The organism is Methylobacterium hispanicum (assembly GCF_022179285.1).
Taxonomy (GTDB): Bacteria; Pseudomonadota; Alphaproteobacteria; order Rhizobiales; family Beijerinckiaceae; genus Methylobacterium; species Methylobacterium hispanicum.
The window spans coordinates 111,919-127,919 of record NZ_BPQO01000010.1; the positions used below are offsets into that span (position 1 = coordinate 111,919).

14 protein-coding genes are annotated in these 16,001 nt (G+C 73.3%); 8 read left to right on the top strand and 6 right to left on the bottom strand.

Annotated features, from left to right (window positions below):
- The first annotated feature begins 255 nt into the window (after positions 1–255).
- The 3 genes from MFF56_RS13585 to MFF56_RS13595 all read left to right on the top strand — a co-directional run bounded on the left by MFF56_RS13585 (position 256) and on the right by MFF56_RS13595 (position 5,726).
- Positions 256–549: an FAD assembly factor SdhE gene (locus MFF56_RS13585; RefSeq protein ID WP_066921853.1), complete on the top strand. Its 294-nt coding sequence runs from the start codon at positions 256–258 to the stop codon at positions 547–549.
- A gap of 109 nt (positions 550–658) precedes the next feature.
- Complete coding sequence (gene mfd, locus MFF56_RS13590) at positions 659–4,255, top strand: transcription-repair coupling factor (RefSeq protein ID WP_238230146.1); 3,597 nt, start codon at positions 659–661, stop codon at positions 4,253–4,255.
- 265 nt (positions 4,256–4,520) lie between these two features.
- The gene (locus MFF56_RS13595) at positions 4,521–5,726 is read left to right on the top strand and encodes a UbiH/UbiF family hydroxylase (protein ID WP_066918362.1); all 1,206 of its coding nucleotides are present in this window, start codon (positions 4,521–4,523) and stop codon (positions 5,724–5,726) included.
- 128 nt (positions 5,727–5,854) lie between these two features.
- Here the strand turns inward: MFF56_RS13595 and MFF56_RS13600 are convergent, their stop codons facing one another.
- Together MFF56_RS13600 and MFF56_RS13605 are read right to left on the bottom strand one after the other, a co-directional pair.
- A complete protein-coding gene (locus MFF56_RS13600; RefSeq protein ID WP_066918360.1) occupies positions 5,855–6,199 on the bottom strand; it encodes a hypothetical protein in 345 nt (114 codons plus the stop codon).
- Between the two features lie 352 nt (positions 6,200–6,551).
- On the bottom strand, positions 6,552–7,976 hold the full coding sequence (locus tag MFF56_RS13605; RefSeq protein WP_238230129.1) for an AMP-binding protein: 1,425 nt from the start codon (positions 7,974–7,976) through the stop codon (positions 6,552–6,554).
- Between the two features lie 371 nt (positions 7,977–8,347).
- Between MFF56_RS13605 and MFF56_RS13610 the strand changes: the two genes are divergently transcribed.
- Positions 8,348–9,100: an invasion associated locus B family protein gene (locus tag MFF56_RS13610; protein ID WP_066918290.1), complete on the top strand. Its 753-nt coding sequence runs from the start codon at positions 8,348–8,350 to the stop codon at positions 9,098–9,100.
- Positions 9,101–9,300: 200 nt separating this feature from the next.
- Here the strand turns inward: MFF56_RS13610 and hspQ are convergent, their stop codons facing one another.
- Together hspQ and MFF56_RS13620 are read right to left on the bottom strand one after the other, a co-directional pair.
- Positions 9,301–9,672: a heat shock protein HspQ gene (gene hspQ, locus MFF56_RS13615; protein ID WP_066918292.1), complete on the bottom strand. Its 372-nt coding sequence runs from the start codon at positions 9,670–9,672 to the stop codon at positions 9,301–9,303.
- 221 nt (positions 9,673–9,893) lie between these two features.
- Complete coding sequence (locus MFF56_RS13620; protein ID WP_066918294.1) at positions 9,894–10,943, bottom strand: HpcH/HpaI aldolase/citrate lyase family protein; 1,050 nt, start codon at positions 10,941–10,943, stop codon at positions 9,894–9,896.
- 261 nt (positions 10,944–11,204) lie between these two features.
- Between MFF56_RS13620 and MFF56_RS13625 the strand changes: the two genes are divergently transcribed.
- The gene (locus tag MFF56_RS13625; RefSeq protein WP_066918296.1) at positions 11,205–12,446 is read left to right on the top strand and encodes a patatin-like phospholipase family protein; all 1,242 of its coding nucleotides are present in this window, start codon (positions 11,205–11,207) and stop codon (positions 12,444–12,446) included.
- 31 nt (positions 12,447–12,477) lie between these two features.
- On the opposite strand, the gene MFF56_RS13630 is transcribed toward MFF56_RS13625, so the two are convergent.
- Both MFF56_RS13630 and MFF56_RS13635 read right to left on the bottom strand, forming a co-directional pair.
- Complete coding sequence (locus MFF56_RS13630) at positions 12,478–13,434, bottom strand: D-2-hydroxyacid dehydrogenase family protein (RefSeq protein WP_066918298.1); 957 nt, start codon at positions 13,432–13,434, stop codon at positions 12,478–12,480.
- Positions 13,435–13,453: 19 nt separating this feature from the next.
- Positions 13,454–13,882: a carboxymuconolactone decarboxylase family protein gene (locus MFF56_RS13635; RefSeq protein ID WP_066918300.1), complete on the bottom strand. Its 429-nt coding sequence runs from the start codon at positions 13,880–13,882 to the stop codon at positions 13,454–13,456.
- A gap of 125 nt (positions 13,883–14,007) precedes the next feature.
- Between MFF56_RS13635 and MFF56_RS13640 the strand changes: the two genes are divergently transcribed.
- From MFF56_RS13640 to MFF56_RS13650, 3 genes are all read left to right on the top strand, one after another.
- Complete coding sequence (locus MFF56_RS13640) at positions 14,008–14,982, top strand: quinone oxidoreductase family protein (protein WP_066918302.1); 975 nt, start codon at positions 14,008–14,010, stop codon at positions 14,980–14,982.
- Between the two features lie 106 nt (positions 14,983–15,088).
- A complete protein-coding gene (gene pncA, locus MFF56_RS13645; protein WP_066918308.1) occupies positions 15,089–15,715 on the top strand; it encodes a bifunctional nicotinamidase/pyrazinamidase in 627 nt (208 codons plus the stop codon).
- Between the two features lie 81 nt (positions 15,716–15,796).
- Positions 15,797–15,997: a hypothetical protein gene (locus tag MFF56_RS13650; protein WP_066918304.1), complete on the top strand. Its 201-nt coding sequence runs from the start codon at positions 15,797–15,799 to the stop codon at positions 15,995–15,997.
- The last annotated feature ends 4 nt before the right edge of the window (positions 15,998–16,001 follow it).

The following is a 16,001-nucleotide window of genomic DNA, read 5'->3' on the forward strand; positions in this document are numbered from 1 at the left end:
ATGCCGTCCCAGACTGCGCACGTGGTCGACGCGCGTTCAGCTCAGCGTCTTACTCTGAAACCTCATACCCCTCACCCGGCTTTCTGCGAAAGCAGACCTCTCCCTATGGGAGAGGGGACCCGCGCTTTCTCGGACAGCGCGGCGAGGCGGCACGGCGCGCAGCGCTGCCCCGTCCCGGTGCCGACGCGTCGCGCTCGCATCTGGCGGCCGGAGACTCTACATGAGCGGGCGACCACCATTGCCCAGGATCGTCCGATGTCCGGCACCACCCGCTCCAGCGCGGATCTCGACCCGCGCCGCCGCCGCACCCTCTACCGCGCCTGGCACCGGGGCATCCGCGAGATGGACCTGATCATGGGCCGCTTCGCCGACGCGGAGATCGGCACGCTCTCGGACGAGGAGCTGACCGCGTTCGAGGCGCTGATCGAGGTGCCGGACCGCGACCTGTTCGGCTGGCTCACCGGCGAGAGCGCGGTGCCGGAGAACTACGACACCGCGGTCTACCGGCGCCTCAAGGCGTTCCACAAGCACGACGCGCCGATCCACTGATCGGGCGCGACCGACGACGGCGCGCGGCCCCGGCTGCGCGCTCCCTCCCCCTCTGCGGGGGAGGGAGACGGCGCGGGTCTTGAAGAACAGAATCGACAGCACGATCCAGATGGCTAAACCCCAGCCCAAGCCCCCGGCACCCGCACCGAAGCCGCAGGTCGCGCGCTTCGCCCTGCCGAAATCCGCGCCGCTCACCAAGGCGATCGACGCCCTCAAGGCCGGCGACAGCCCGGTCCTGGCGGGCGTGCCCGAGGGCTTCGACGCCCTCGTGGTGGCCGACCTCGCCCGCGCCCTGTCGCGCGGGCACGAGGGCCCGGCGGTGCTGGTCCACGTGGCGCGCGATTCCGGGCGCTCGGCGGCCTTCGCGAGCGCGCTGCGCTTCGTCGCCCCCGAGATCGAGGCGATGAGCGTGCCGGCCTGGGACTGCCAGCCCTACGACCGCACCTCCCCGACCGCCGCCGTCTCGGCCCAGCGCATGACCGCGCTCTCGCGCCTCACCCGGTCGCGCTCCACGGAAGAAGCGCCCCGCATCCTCCTCACCACGGTCAACGCCCTGGTGCAGCGCGTGCCCCCGCGCGACCGCATCGCGGTCGAGACCTTCTCGGCGGCGATCGGCAACGTCGTGTCGATGGACAAGGTGGTGGCCTGGGTCGAGGCCAACGGCTTCCTGCGCACGGGGACGGTGCGCGACACCGGCGAGTACGCGGTGCGCGGCGGCATCCTCGACCTCTCGCCGCCGGGGCTGCCGAACCCGATCCGCCTCGACTTCTTCGGCGACACGCTGGAATCGATCCGCGCCTTCGATCCGGAGACGCAGCGTACGGTGGGGCAATTGCGCTCCCTCGACCTCGTGCCGATGAGCGAGGTGCAGCTCACCACCGAGACGATCCGGCGCTTCCGCCAGGGCTACATCACCAGCTTCGGCGCGGTGACCCGCGACGACCGCCTCTACGAGACGGTGAGCGAGGGCCGCCGCTACAGCGGCCTCGAACACTGGATGCCGCTCTTCTACGACAAGCTCGACACCCTGTTCGACTACGTGCCGGGCGTGCCGCTCGTCTTCGACCCGCAGGTCGAGGACGCGGTGTCCGAGCGCATCGCCCTGGTGCAGGACTACTTCCAGGCCCGCGAATCGGCGCTCAAGACCCCGCAGGCGGGCGTCGCGCCCTACAAGCCGCTGCCGCCGCGCGCGCTCTACCTCACCCCGAACGAGTGGAAGGAGCGGGTCGGCACCGCCCGCACCGTCCAGCTCAGCCCGTTCTCGGAGCCCGAATCCGCGTCCCGCGCGGTGATCGATTGCGGGGCCAGGGCGGGCCGCAACTTCGCGCCCGAGCGCCAGAGCGAGTCGGCGAGCGTGTTCGACGCGGCGGTGGCCCATATCCGCGAGCTGCAGGGATCCGGGCATCACGTGATCCTGGGCGCGTGGTCCGACGGCTCGCGCGACCGGCTCTGCGGCGTGCTCAGCGACCACGGCTTCCGCAAGCCCGTGGCGATCACCCGGCTCACCGATGTCTACGCGCTCAAGCGCGGCACCGACGCGGCGGTCGCGGTCTGGGGCCTGGAAGCCGGCTTCGTCGCGGGCGAGCTCGCGGTGGTCTCCGAGGGCGACATCCTGGGCGACCGGCTGGTGCGCCAGAAGCGCAAGGCCAAGCGGCCGCAGGACGTGATTCTGGAGGTGCAGGCGCTCCAGCCCGGCGACCTCGTGGTCCATGCCGACCACGGCATCGGCCGCTTCGTCGGCCTCAAGACCATCACGGCGGCGGGCGCCCCGCACGATTGCCTGGAGCTGCAGTACACCGGCGGCCTGCTGCTGCTGCCGGTCGAGAACATCGAGCTGCTGACCCGCTACGGCTCGGAGGATTCGGAGGTTGCGCTCGACCGCCTCGGCGGCGGCGCGTGGCAGGCCCGCAAGGCCAAGATGAAGCGCCGCATCCTCGAGATGGCGGGCGAGCTGATCAAGGTCGCCGCGCAGCGCTTCGTGCGGCAGGCGCCGCGCCTGCATCCGCCGGACGGGCTCTACGGCGAGTTCGCGGCGCGCTTCCCCTACGACGAGACCGAGGATCAGGCCAACGCCATCGACGCGGTGCTCACCGACCTCAACGCCGGCCGGCCGATGGACCGGCTGGTCTGCGGCGATGTCGGCTTCGGCAAGACCGAGGTGGCGCTCCGCGCGGCCTTCGCGGCCGCCATCTCCGGCAAGCAGGTGGCGGTGGTGGTGCCCACTACGCTCCTCGCCCGCCAGCACTACCGGACGTTCGCCGAGCGCTTCAAAGGGCTGCCCGTCCAGGTGGCCCAGCTCTCGCGCTTCGTCTCCGCGGGCGAGCTGAAGCAGACCCGGGCGGGGCTGGCGCAGGGCACGGTGGACATCGTGGTCGGCACCCACGCGGTGCTCGCGAAGAACATCGCCTTCAAGGACCTCGGCCTGATCATCGTAGACGAGGAGCAGCATTTCGGCGTGGCCCACAAGGAGCGGCTGAAGACGCTCCAGGCCGACGTGCACGTGCTCACCCTCTCGGCGACCCCGATCCCCCGCACGCTCCAGCTCGCCATGACGGGCGTGCGCGAACTCTCGATCATCGCCACGCCCCCGGTCGACCGGCTGGTGGTGCGCAGCTTCGTGACGCCGTTCGACCCGCTGACCATCCGCGAGGCGCTGCTGCGCGAGCGCTACCGCGGCGGCCAGGCCTTCTACGTCGTCCCTCGGATCGAGGATCTGGCGGACGTGAAGAAGTTCCTCGACGCGGAGATGCCCGAGATCAAGGTCGCGGTGGCCCACGGCCAGATGGCGGCGGGGCAGCTGGAGGACGTGATGACGGCCTTCTACGAGGGCAAGTTCGACGTGCTGCTCTCGACCACGATCGTGGAATCGGGCCTCGACATCCCGACCGCCAACACCCTGATCGTGCACCGGGCCGACATGTTCGGCCTCTCGCAGCTCTACCAGCTCAGGGGCCGCGTCGGGCGGTCGAAGGCGCGCGCCTACGCGCTGTTCACGACGCCGGCCAACCGCACGCTCACCGCCCAGGCCGAGCAGCGCCTGAAGGTGCTGCAGAGCCTCGACACGCTCGGCGCGGGCTTCCAGCTGGCAAGCCACGACCTCGACATCCGCGGGGCCGGCAACCTCTTGGGCGACGCGCAGTCCGGCCACATCAAGGAGGTCGGCTACGAACTCTACCAGCAGATGCTGGAGGACGCGGTGATGGCGCTCAAGGCCGGCATCGAGGACGTGCCGGAGGAGGCGTGGTCGCCGACCATCGCGCTGGGCGCGCCCGTCACCATCCCCGAGACCTACGTGGAGGATCTGGGCGTGCGCCTCGCCCTCTACCGGCGGCTCGCGACCATCGAGAACGACGCCGAGATGGAGAGCTTCGGGGCCGAGCTGATCGACCGGTTCGGGCCGCTGCCGCCGGAGGTGGAGCAGCTCCTCAAGATCGGCACGATCAAGCTGCTCTGCATGGCGGCCAACGTCGAGAAGGTGGAGGCCGGGCCGAAGGGCGTGGTGGTCCACTTCCGCGAACGGAGCTTCGCCAACCCGCAGGGGCTGGTGGCGCTGGTGGCCGAGCAGGGCTCCTTCGCCAAGGTGCGGCCCGACATGAGCGTGGTCTTCATCCGCGAGCTCACCACGATCCCGGCCCGCCTGAAGACCGCGACCGAGGTGCTGCGCAGCCTCGCCGGCATCGCCCGCAAGGCGAAGAAGGCGGCGTAGCGAGTCCTGGGATCCCCAAGGGACGAGTCCCTTTCGGCGCCTAAAGGCGCTGCAGGCGGGGTCCCGGGGGGTGCAGCCCCGGATTTGATCTCTGCCCCCGGCTCTGCCGGGGGCAGAGATCAACGGCAGGGCTCTGCCCTGCACCCGCCAAAGGTCTCGACCTTTGGAATCCAGGACCGCCGCGGCATCGGCGCACCCGCGACGGACCCGGTACGCGGTCCTATCTGACAGTGTAAGACGCCGCTTACCGCCGGAGGCCCAGCCCGTGACCGATACCCGCACCGAGGTCGCCGTCGTCGGCGCGGGCGCCGCCGGGCTCGCCGCCGCGCTGGCGCTGGCGCAGGCCGGCGTCTCGACCGCCCTCGTCGGCCGGCACGCCCCCGTGGCGGACGGGCGCACCGTGGCGCTCCTCGACGGCTCGGTGCGCTTCCTCGACGCGCTCGGCGCCTGGGGCCCGCTCGCCCCCCAGGCCGCGCCGCTCGCCGTGCTGCAGATCGTGGACGATACCGGCAGCCTGTTCCGCCCGCCGCCCGCCCGCTTCCACGCCACCGAGATCGGGCTCGACGCCTTCGGCTGGAACGTCGAGAGCGCCGGCCTCGTCGAGTCGCTCCGCGCCCGCGCCCGGGAGACGCCGAACCTCGCGCTGATCGAGCAGGACGCGGACATCTGCCGGGCCGGCGAGGCCGAGGCCCGCCTGACGCTGGCAGGCGGCGGCGCGGTCGCGGCCCGCCTCGTGGTGGCCGCGGACGGCGCCCGCTCGCGCCTGCGCGTGGGCAGCGGCATCGCCGTGCGCGACTGGTCCTACCCCCAGGCGGCGCTCACCACGATCCTGGCCCACGAGCGGCCGCACCGGGACGTCTCGACCGAGTTCCACACAAGGCAGGGACCCTTCACCCTGGTACCCCTGCCGGGCGGGCACCGCTCCAGCCTCGTCTGGGTCACGGATACCGAGCGGGCCGAGGCGCTCTCGGCGCTGGACGAGGCGGGCCTCGCCGCCGCGATCGAGGCCCAGGCCAAGGGCATGCTCGGGCGGATGCGGATCGACGGGCCGCGCGGCCGGGTACCGATGCGGGGGCTCTCGGTGGCGAGCCCGGTGGCCCACCGCCTCGCGCTGATCGGGGAGGCGGCCCACGTCTTCCCGCCGATCGGCGCCCAGGGGCTGAACCTCGGGATGCGCGACGCCGCCGCCCTGCGGGACGCCGTGTGCCGGGCCGTCGCGGACGGGCGCGACCCGGGCTCGCGCGCCGCGCTCGCCGGATTCGCCCGCGACCGCCGCCGCGACGCCGCCTTGCGCACCGCGGCCGTGAACGGGCTCAACCGCAGCCTGCTCTCGGCGCTGGCGCCGGTCGATGCGCTGCGCGGCCTCGGCCTCGTCGCCATGCAGGCGGTCGGTCCCTTGCGCCGCGCCGTGATGCGCGAGGGCGTGCTGCCGCGATTCGGTGTGCCGGAGCTGATGCGGGCCCGACGCTGAACCCGGCCGGTTGCGTGCGCGCCGTCACCGCGCGGCGATGCGGCGACCTGTAGGCGAGGGGGGAGAGGGTGTCGCGCGGATGCCATCATCCGCGCCTAGACATCGGGATGGGGAACGAATCGGGCGCCCTAGCGCTCCGGCTCCTGCAGCACGTAGGCGCCGATGCGGCTCTGGAGATCGACGGGGCCGCCGGACCCGCGGGTGCGGCTCGCGTCGATGTCGATGATCGGAATGCCGCGGTCGCGCAGTTGGTGACGCAGGCGCTCGGCGCGGCGCCGGTACTCGGCATCGCGGCTGGAGGAGGCCTGGAGCAGGACGGCGGCCGGCCGCGCGATCACCGCGAGGACGTCGTCGGCCGCCTCGAGCGAGGCCGTGACGCTGGCGTAGCCGAGCTCGGCCAGTTCGCCGGCGAGTGAGTGGTCGACGGCGCGGACGCCGTCATCGACCACCAGCACTTGTTGCAGCGCACCCATAAGCTTGAGCGGTATCCTATCGTGCGCCTCGTGGGAAGAGGCCCGCGGCGTTAACTTGCGGCAACGCGATTTGGTTCGCCGGCAAGTTTGCAGTGCGAAGATAGGGCGGCCCGCCTGAGCCGCACATGAACCGCGCGCGAAAAATCCGCCCGCGCGCTCGCGCGGAGCACGAGCCCGCGCGCGCAACGCCCTGAAAAGGCACGACACGCCGCCCTTCGGGGGCCGGCACGGGCGGCCGGCCGGACGCGGCGCGGCCCCGACCGCCTCCCTCGACCGGGCCCGATCGGGCTCATCCGAAAAAGTCGGCGTCCCCGGTCCGGGCCGGCATCGGTCGTCGGACCGGAACCTGGCTTCAGCCCGGCATCGGTTGGTCGGCCGGCACCGGCTGGTCGGCCGGCACGAGGCCGGTGGCCGTCCCGGCCAGCAGGGTGGCGCGGTAGGGGGCCGGGCGCCACGCCTCCGCCCCGGGCAGGGCGGGCATCCCGTCGCGGATCGGGCCGGCCCGGCAGGCGGCGCCGCGCAGGCTCAGGCTGCCGTCCGCGCCGCAGCGCAGCTCCATCAGCCCGGCGGGCAGCGCCGTGCCGGCGGGATCGGCGAGCGCCAGGGCGATGTCGTCGGCCCCGCGGGCGCGGCTCAGCAGGGCCTCCTCGTCGAGGGCGAGCGCGTCGACGATGCGGGGCCCGTCGAGACGGCCGGTCCGGAGCTGGCGCGCGGTCAGCCGGGCCGGGGCCCGGTGGGCGAGCGTCAGCGCGCGCAGGCCGCCGAGGGGCAGTTCGTGCAGGACGCTCTCCAGGAAGGCGGGCGCGACCAGATGCAGCCCCCGGGGCTCGGCCGCGGTGAGCGCCCCCCGCAGGGCGGCGGCGTCGAGCACCGGCATGCAGGCGAGCGTCGCGCCCGCGACCAGGGCGGCCCCGAGCCCGGTCGCGAGGCCGCGCAGGTCGTCGGGCGGGAGCAGAGTGAGCAGGCGCTCGCCCGGGCCGATCCGGGCGGCGTCGAGGTGCAGGGCCGCCGCCGCGAGCAGCGCCTCGCCGGGGCGGTAGACGGGCCGCGCGGGATCGCGCCCGGCGAAGCTCACGAGGCCGCGGGCGGGGGGCGGCGCCTCGGCCGGGCCGGTTCCGCGCTCCAGCGCCAGGGCGTCGAGGTTGATCACCCCGTCGGGCACGTCGGGACCGAAGGCGGCCAGATAGCGCAGGGCGAAGTGCTGCAGGGCGACCCGGCACAGGATCTCGGCGGGGCGGCGGCCGCCGAGCCGGGCCTGGGTCAGCACGGCCGGGATCCCGGCGGCCTCCACGGCGGCCAGCACCTGGGCCTCCTCCCAGGCGGCGGGCATCGGGCAGGGCACGTGGCCGGCGGCCTCCACGGCGAGGTGGGCGACGAGGGACTCGCTGCTGCCCGCGAACCAGAGGCCGACCCGGCTGCCCGGCGCGAGGCGCCAGGCGCGGATGCCGCGGGCGAGGCGGGCGACGATCTCGGCCGCGGCGCCGTAGGTCCAGCTCATCCCGGGCCGGCCGCTCCAGCCGGGCTTGTCGCCGAGGTCCACGAAGGCGGGGCGGGCCGGGTGGGCGGCGGCGGTGGCGCGCAGCAGCCCCGCGAGGCCGGAGCCGGCCAAGGGGGCGGAGCCGGCCAAGGGGGCGGAGCCGGCCAAGGGGCCGGAGCCGGCCAAGGGGGCGGAGCCGGCCAAGGGGCCGGCGAGGAGGGCGCCGGACGCCGGCTCCCGTCCGGCCGCCGGATCGGGCGGGGACGTCTCGCGCCGGAACGCCGTGGCCTGCGCCTGCACCTGTCGTCTCCCTCGGGGGCGCGACGGGGCCGCCGCGAGTTGCCATCGATGCCCCGGCATGGTTAACGGCGCGCTAACGCGCCGACGCGGCCCCGGACTCACCCGATCTCCGGTGCCGCGTCGCCGGTGTCATGCCTTCGCCTCAATCGGCGGGAAAGCAGGCCGCCCGGTCGCCCCGGGTCGGGCTTGCGGGCCCGCCGGGCCGGGCGCGACGCGCATCGCGCCGGACGGTTCCCGCGCCGGGGCGCGGACGGGAGCCGGACCGGCGCCCGCCGCGACGCCGCGAAGGTCCACGGTCCTGCGTCACGATGGGCCTCGTCGTCCGGCGAGGCGCGCACCAGCCAAGCGAAACCCAGAGGGGTCTGAAGACGATGCCGTTCGCCACCCGTCCTGCGCATCTGATGCGCGCCGCCGCCATCGTCGCGATCGCGGGCCTCGCCGGGCCGGCGTTCGCCCAGCCGAAGAAGCCGGCGGCGGCCCCCGCCCCCGCCGCCCCGGCGCCGACCGCGCCCACCAACCAGACGGCGCAGCCCCAGGGCAACGGCCCGCAGATCATCAACGTGAAGTCGGAGCCGGGCCAGGCCGACTGGACCAAGGTCTGCGGCAAGGACCAGGGCTCGGGCACCGACATCTGCTACACCACTCGCGACTTCGTCTCCGACCAGGGCCAGCCGGTGCTGGCCGCCGCCGTCTACGAGATGAAGAACCCGCAGACGAAGCAGGAGGTGCGCGTGGTGCGCTTCCTGCTGCCGCTGGGCCTGCTCCTGCAGCCGGGCATCCGCTTCAACGTGGACGGCCAGCAGGCGACCCCGGGCAAGTTCGCGGTCTGCTTCCCGAACGGCTGCTTCGCCGAGGCCGGCGCCGTCGAGGCGGGCCTGATCGGCGCGATGAAGAAGGGCACGACCCTCAACGTCTCGGTGCAGAACCAGACCCAGCGCGAGGTCACCTTCGCGGTGCCGCTGGCGGGCTTCGGCAAGGCCTTCGACGGCCCGGCCATGGACCCGAAGGTGCTCGAGGAGCAGCAGAAGAAGCTCCAGGCCGAGCTGGAGAAGCGCTCCGAGGAGATGCGCAAGAAGCTCGAGGCCGAGAAGGGCCCCGCCGCGGCCGCCGCGCCGAAGCCCTGAGGGTTTCCGGACGGGACGCCCCCGCCCGCGCGGGGACTGAGATCGATGGCGACAGGGAAAGGCCGGGCGGGTGCCCGGCCTTTTCTCGTCACGCCGGGCTTCCGGATGCCCGCTTCGAATGAAGCGGCTTCCCCCTCTCCCCGCGCGCGGGGAGAGGGGGTCCGCGGCGCGCATCGCTCCCGACTTGGGTCCGAGAAAACTCAGTTCGGCGCCCGGTCCCGCACCCGGTACGTCCCGGTGTCGTCGCGCACGAACATCTCGCCGATCCCGGCGTGGCGCAGCGCCTCGCCGGAGGTGTCGGGCAGGAGGTTCTGCTCCGAGACATAGGCGACGTACTCGGTCTCCGCGTTCTCGGCGAGCAGGTGGTAGAAGGGCTGGTCCTTGCGCGGCCGCACCGCCTCGGGGATGGCGAGCCACCATTCCTCGGTGTTGTCGAAGACCGGATCGACGTCGAACACGATGCCGCGGAACGGGTAGATCCGGTGGCGCACGACCGCGCCGATGCCGAACTTCGCCGTGCGGAAGCCGGGCGCTGCCGGGGCCTGATCCGTGTTCGTGTCCTGATGCGTCATGCAGCGTCAGATAGGCGCAAGCCCCCGCCCTGTCATCGGGCGCCGTGGCCGCATCGCGGATGGTCATCGGGGATGTGGTCATGGATCCCGAAGGTCCGGGACCTTCGGCGGGTCCGGGCAAGGTTCGCGATCCTGGCCCCGGTCGTCCGGCGAAGCCGATCCGGGGCTCCGCCCCAACACCCCGCCGAAGGGCCCGGAGGCCCTTCGGGATCCCCGGGATGTCAGTCCAGCTTGTAGATCGCGGCGAGCTCCGGGTCCTTGGCGGCGACGAGCCGGGCGAGGTCCACGATCACCTTGGCCTGCTTCCAGGTGGCGTCGTCCTGCATCTTGCCGTCGAGCATCACCGCGCCGGTGCCGTCGGGCATGGCCGCGACGATGCGGGCCGCGAAGGCCACCTCGTCGGGATCGGGCGCGAAGACCCGCTTGGCGATGGCGACCTGGCTCGGATGCAGCGTCCAGGCGCCCGCGCAGCCCATCAGGAAGGCGTTGCGGAACTGCACCTCGCAGGCCGCCCCGTCCGAGAAGTCGCCGAAGGGCCCGTAGAAGGCCTTGATGCCGTTGGCCATGCAGGCATCCACCATCCGGGCGATGGTGTAGTGCCAGAGATCCTGCTGGGCGGAGACGCGCGCGGCCTCGCCCGCCGGGTCGGCGATGACCCGGTACTCGGGATGGCCGCCGCCGACCCGGGTGGTCTTCATGCCGCGGGACGCGGCGAGGTCGGCCGGCCCCAGGCTCATGCCGTGCATGCGCGGCGAGGCCGCCGCGATGGCGTCCACGTTGGCCACGCCCTCGGCCGTCTCCAGGATCGCGTGGACCAGGATGGGCTTGGCGACCCCGTGGCGCGCCTCGAGCTGGGCGAGCAGCTGGTCGATGTAGTGGATGTCCCAGGGCCCCTCGACCTTGGGCACCATCACCACGTCGAGCTTGGACCCCACCTCGGAGACGATCTCGAACAGGTCGTCGAGAATCCAGGGGGAGTTGAGGGCGTTGATGCGGGTCCAGAGGCCGGTGCCGGTGGCGGCGAAGTCGGTCGCCCGCGCCATCGCCACGAAGCCTTTGCGGGCGGCCTCCTTCTGGTCCATCGGCACCGCGTCCTCGAGGTTGCCCAGCACCACGTCCACGCTGCCTGCGAGTTCCGGCACCCGGGCGCGGACCTTCTCGACGTGGGGCGGCACGAAGTGGATCATCCGCTCGAGCCGGACCGGCAGGTCCCGGAACGGGGCCGGCGCGCCGGTGGCGAGCGGCTGGAAGAAGCGGCGCGGCAGTTTCATGGGTCGTCCCTCCCGAAGTCTTCTGTGTCCCCGTTATGGCGAGGCTTCGGCCGAGGTAAAGCCGTCCCTTCGTCCTGTCCTCGGGCGGGTCCGGCGCGGGGCCGCCGAAGGTCCCTCAAAGGTCCCTCAAGCGGCGGCGCACGGGCGGTCGCGGTGCCTGTCGGCACAGCAATGCGGCATCGGGGGCGGAAGGATCGGAACTTGACAATAGTCTTGGCGTTCTTCGTGCGAGGCGGGCACTTCTGATACGGGACACGAGCCATGTCCGGACTGACACGGCGGCCCATCGCGGCGCTCGCGGCGGCATGCATGCTGTCCGCTGCTTTTCCCGATCTGTCCCTGGCCGGACCGAATACAGCCAAGGTTGCCGAAAAGCCCGTCGAGAAGCCTGGCACGCGCGCGGCCTTCACGGCCGAAGACATGGCCGCGGCCCGGCCTGCCGGGCTCGACCGCCCGGTGCGGATCCCGGGCGACGAGCCGGCGGCCTTCCAGGCGCTGATCGACGACGCCCCCGCGGCGGCCGAGCCCTGGCTGGTGCTCTCGGGCGGCGGCGAGGACGGCGCCTTCGCGGCCGGGCTGCTCGCCGGCTGGAGCGCGGCCGGCACCCGGCCGGATTTCGGGGTGATCACCGGCGTCAGCACCGGCGCGCTGATCGCGCCCTTCGCCTTCGTCGGCCGGCCCGGCGACGCCCCCCTGCGCGAGGCCTACACCACCATCACGGCGGCCGACGTGTTCGAGTTCGGCGGCTCCGACGTGGCGCTCACCGACACCTGGCCGCTCAAGCGGCGCATCGACCGGGCGGTGACGCCGGCGCTCCTGCAGGCGGTCGCGGCCGAGCACGCCAAGGGGCGGCGGCTTCTGGTGGCCACCACCGAGATCGACAGCGGCCGCCCGGTCCTCTGGGACCTCGGCGCGATCGCGGCCTCGGCCGGGCCGAAGGGCGCCGACCCGAAGGCGCTCGGCCTGTTCCGGTCGATCGTGCTGGCCTCCTCGGCGGTGCCGGGGGTGTTCCCGCCGGTCGCGATCGACGCCACCCTGGCCGACGGGCGCGCCATCCGGGAGCTGCACGCGGACGGCGGCACCACGGCGCCGTTCTACCTCGCGCCGAAGCGGGCGCTGACCGCGGCGCTCACCGGCGCGCAGCTCGTGCGCATCCCGGCCCGCACGGTCTACGTGGTGGTCAACAACAGCACCCGGCCGCATTTCGAGATGGCGCGCCCGACCACCCTCTCGGTGCTCGGCCGGGCGATGTCGGCGGCGATCAAGGCGCAGTTGCAGGACGCGCTCGCGCTCTCGGGCGCCTTCGGCCGCCGCGAGGGCCTCGATCTGCAGGTCGCCGAGATCGACGGCCGCTTCACCGCGACCGCGCCGGGCCCGTTCGACCAGCGCTACATGCAGGCGCTCTACGCCCACGGCGAGAAGCTCGGCCGCGCGGGCGACGCCTTCACCGGGCAGGCAGGCCCCGGCGGCCAGGGCGAGCCGCAGACCCTGGCGCGGCGGTAAGGCGAGGCGCGCGCGGAGGGCGGGCGCCGATCTAGGCCAGCACCCGCACCGGCGCGCCGGCGAGCCAGGCCTCGATATCCTCGACCGCTTCCGAGAAGTAGGTCCGGTAATTGGCCGCGCTGACGTAGCCGAGATGGGGCAGCGCCAGCACGTTCGGCAGGGTGCGGAACGGGCTGTCGGCGGGCAGCGGCTCGGTCTCGAACACGTCGAGTCCCGCCCCCGCGATGCGGTTCTGGCTGAGCGCGGTGACGAGGGCCGCCTGATCGACGAGGCCGGCGCGTGCGGTGTTCACCAGGAAGGCGGTGGGCTTCATCCGGGCCAGATCCTCCGCCCCGATGAGGCCGCGCGTGGCCTCCGACAGCACGAGGTGGAGCGTGACGACGTCGCTCTCCGCCAGCAGGGCCGCCTTGGAGGGCGCGCGCCGCACGCCCGCCGCTTCGGCCCGCGCGTCGTCGAGGTTCGGGCTCCAGGCCGCGACCTCCATGTCGAAGGCCCGCGCCACCCGGGCGATCCGGGTGCCGATCTTGCCGAGCCCGACGATGCCGAGCCGGGCGCCCGCCAGATCCGTGCCGACGCTCGCCTGCCAGGGCCCGCCCGCCCGCAAGGCCGCGCTCTCCGGCGCGACCCGGCGGGCGAGCCCGAGGATCAGCGCCCAGGTCAGCTCGGCCGGGGGCGCCGGGTGGCTCGCCGTGCCGCAGACCGTGACGCCCTGCCGCTTCGCCGCCGCGAGGTCGATGGCGGCGTTGCGCATGCCGCTGGTGACGAGCAGCCGCAGGGTCGGCAGCCGCGCCAGCAGCGAGGCCGGGAAGGGCGTGCGCTCGCGCATGATCACCAGGATCTCGGCGCCTCCGATCCGCTCCACGAGCGCGTCCGGGTCGGCGAGCGTCTCGTGCAGGGCCGTCACGCCGACGCGGCCGGCGAGCCGGTCCCAGGCGGCGAAATGCCGGGCCGCGTCCTGGTAGTCGTCGAGGATCAGGCAGGTCTTCATGCGGGCCGCTCCCGGGCGATCACTCGGCCGCCGGCGCGGCGGGGGTCTCGGCAGGGGACTCGGCGGAGATGGCGCCTTCCTTCACCAGCACCTCGTGGGCGGCCTTGAAGGCCTCCAGCCCCGCGGGGATGCCGCAATAGGCGGTCGCGTGCAGGAGCGCCGCCTTGATCTCCTCGACCGTGACCCCGTTGGTGAGCGCGCCCTTGACGTGGAGCTTCAGCTCGGCCGGCTTGCCGAGCGCGGTCAGCATCGCGAGGTTGAGGAGCGAGCGCGTCCGGCGGTCGAGCGTGGGGTCGCCCCAGGCCCAGCCCCAGGCCCAGCTCGTGGTGGCGCGCTGGAAGGCCATCATGAAGGGGTCGGCCTTCGCCAGCGACGCATCGACGTAGTCCGCGCCCAGCACCGCCCGGCGGATCGGCAGGCCCTTCTCGAACAGCGCCTCGTCGGACATCGTCGTCTCCCCGGTTCCGTATCGGTCTTGCCCGTATCGGTCTTGCCGCCTTCCCTAACACCATTGCGCCGGGCGCGGCGTCCGTTATCTCGGGCGCGGGGGAAACTTCATCCGAGGACGAGACGATGCCCAAGGCGATCCGGGTTCACGAATACGGCGGCCCCGAGGTGATGGCCTACGAGGATGTCGAGCGGCGCGAGCCCGGTCCCGGCCAGATCCGCGTGAAGCTCACGGCCATCGGCGTGAACTTCATCGACATCTACTTCCGCTCCGGCGCCTACAAGGCGGCCCAGCTTCCCTTCACCCCCGGCAAGGAGGGCGCGGGCACCGTCGACGCGGTGGGCGAGGGCGTCACCGGATTCAAGGTCGGCGACCGGGTCGCCACGGCCTCGGCCGAGGGCAGCTACGCCGAGGAGATGATCGTGCCGGCCGCCGGCTGCGTTCAGATCCCGGAGGGCGTGGACGACGCCACCGCTGCCGCGATGATGCTGAAAGGTCTCACCGCCGAGTACCTGCTCCACCGCACCTACCGGGTGAAGGCCGGCGACACGATCCTGTTCCACGCGGCCGCCGGCGGCGTCGGCCTCATCGCCTGCCAGTGGGCCAAGCACCTCGGCGCCACCGTGATCGGCACCGCGGGCTCGGCCGAGAAGGCGGAGCTCGCCCGCAAGCACGGCTGCGACCACGTCATCCTCTACCGCGAGGAGGACGTGGCCAAGCGGGTGCGCGAGATCACGGGGGGCAAGGGCGTGCCGGTGGTCTACGACGGCGTCGGCCAGGCGACCCTGATGGGCTCGCTGGACAGCCTCGCGCCGCTCGGCCTGCTCGCGAGCTTCGGCTCGGCCTCGGGCGCGATCCAGGGCCTCGACCTGGGACTGCTCGCCCCGCGCGGCTCGCTCTACGTGACGCGGCCGACGCTCTTCACCTTCGCCAGCCAGCGCCCGGTGCTGGAGGAGATGGCCCGGAACCTGTTCGGCGTCGTGGCGAGCGGGGCCGTGAAGATCCCGGTCCACGCCAAGCGCCCTCTCGCCGAGGCCCAGGCCGTGCACCGCGATCTCGCCGGCCGCGAGACCACCGGCGCGACCGTGATGCTGCCCTGATCCGGCGAACCCGGGATCCTTGGATTCCGGGTCAAGATCCCGGGCTCTGCCCGGACCCGCCCGAGGGCTCGGCCCTTGGGTATCCAGGACTTGGGGGAGTCCCATGCTGAGCGTGCGCGAGACCGACGTCCTGCTCGTCGTGGACGTGCAGGTGGATTTCCTCCCCGGTGGCGCCCTGGCGGTCCCCGAGGGCGACGCCGTCGTCGAACCCTGCAACGCGCTGCTGGCACGCTTTCCCCACGCGGTGCTGACGCAGGACTGGCACCCGGCCGGCCACGCCTCCTTCCACACCAGCCATCCGGACCAAGAGCCCTTCGGCACGGTGGCGATGCCCTACGGCCCGCAGGTGCTCTGGCCGGAGCACTGCGTGCAGGACACGCCCGGCGTCGCCTTCGCGCCCGGCCTCGACATCGCCCGTGCCGAACTCGTCATCCGCAAGGGCTACACCCAGGCGATCGACAGCTACTCGGCCTTCCTGGAAGCCGACCGCACCACCCGCACCGGGCTCGCCGGCTACCTGCGCGAGCGCGGCTTCACCCGGGTCGTGCTCTGTGGTCTCGCCACCGATTTCTGCGTCGCCTGGAGCGCGCTCGACGCCCGCGCCGCCGGGTTCGAGGCCGTGGTGGTGGCGGACGCCGTGCGGGGCATCGACCGGGACGGCTCGGTCGCGGCCGCCTGGGCCCGGATGGGGCAGGCCGGCATCGGGCGCGTGCGGCTCGCCGACATCGCCTGAGCCGATCGGGGCGAACGGCCGCAGCGCCGTGACCGCCCCGCGCGCACCGCGTTGACCCCGGCAACCGACAATGGAGGCCGCATGTCGACCAAGCACGCCAAGACCGAGACCCCGAGCGACGCCGACCTCAAGGGCAATCCCGGGATCGGAGCCTCGAAGGGCATGACGGGCCGCGACCCGGAGGACCTGGAGGCGGATTCGACCTTCGAGGGCGATGTCGAGAACGAGACCACCCGCGAGGGCGGCGTCGACCCGAACCACCGCCCGCGCAAGAACGCCTGAGCGC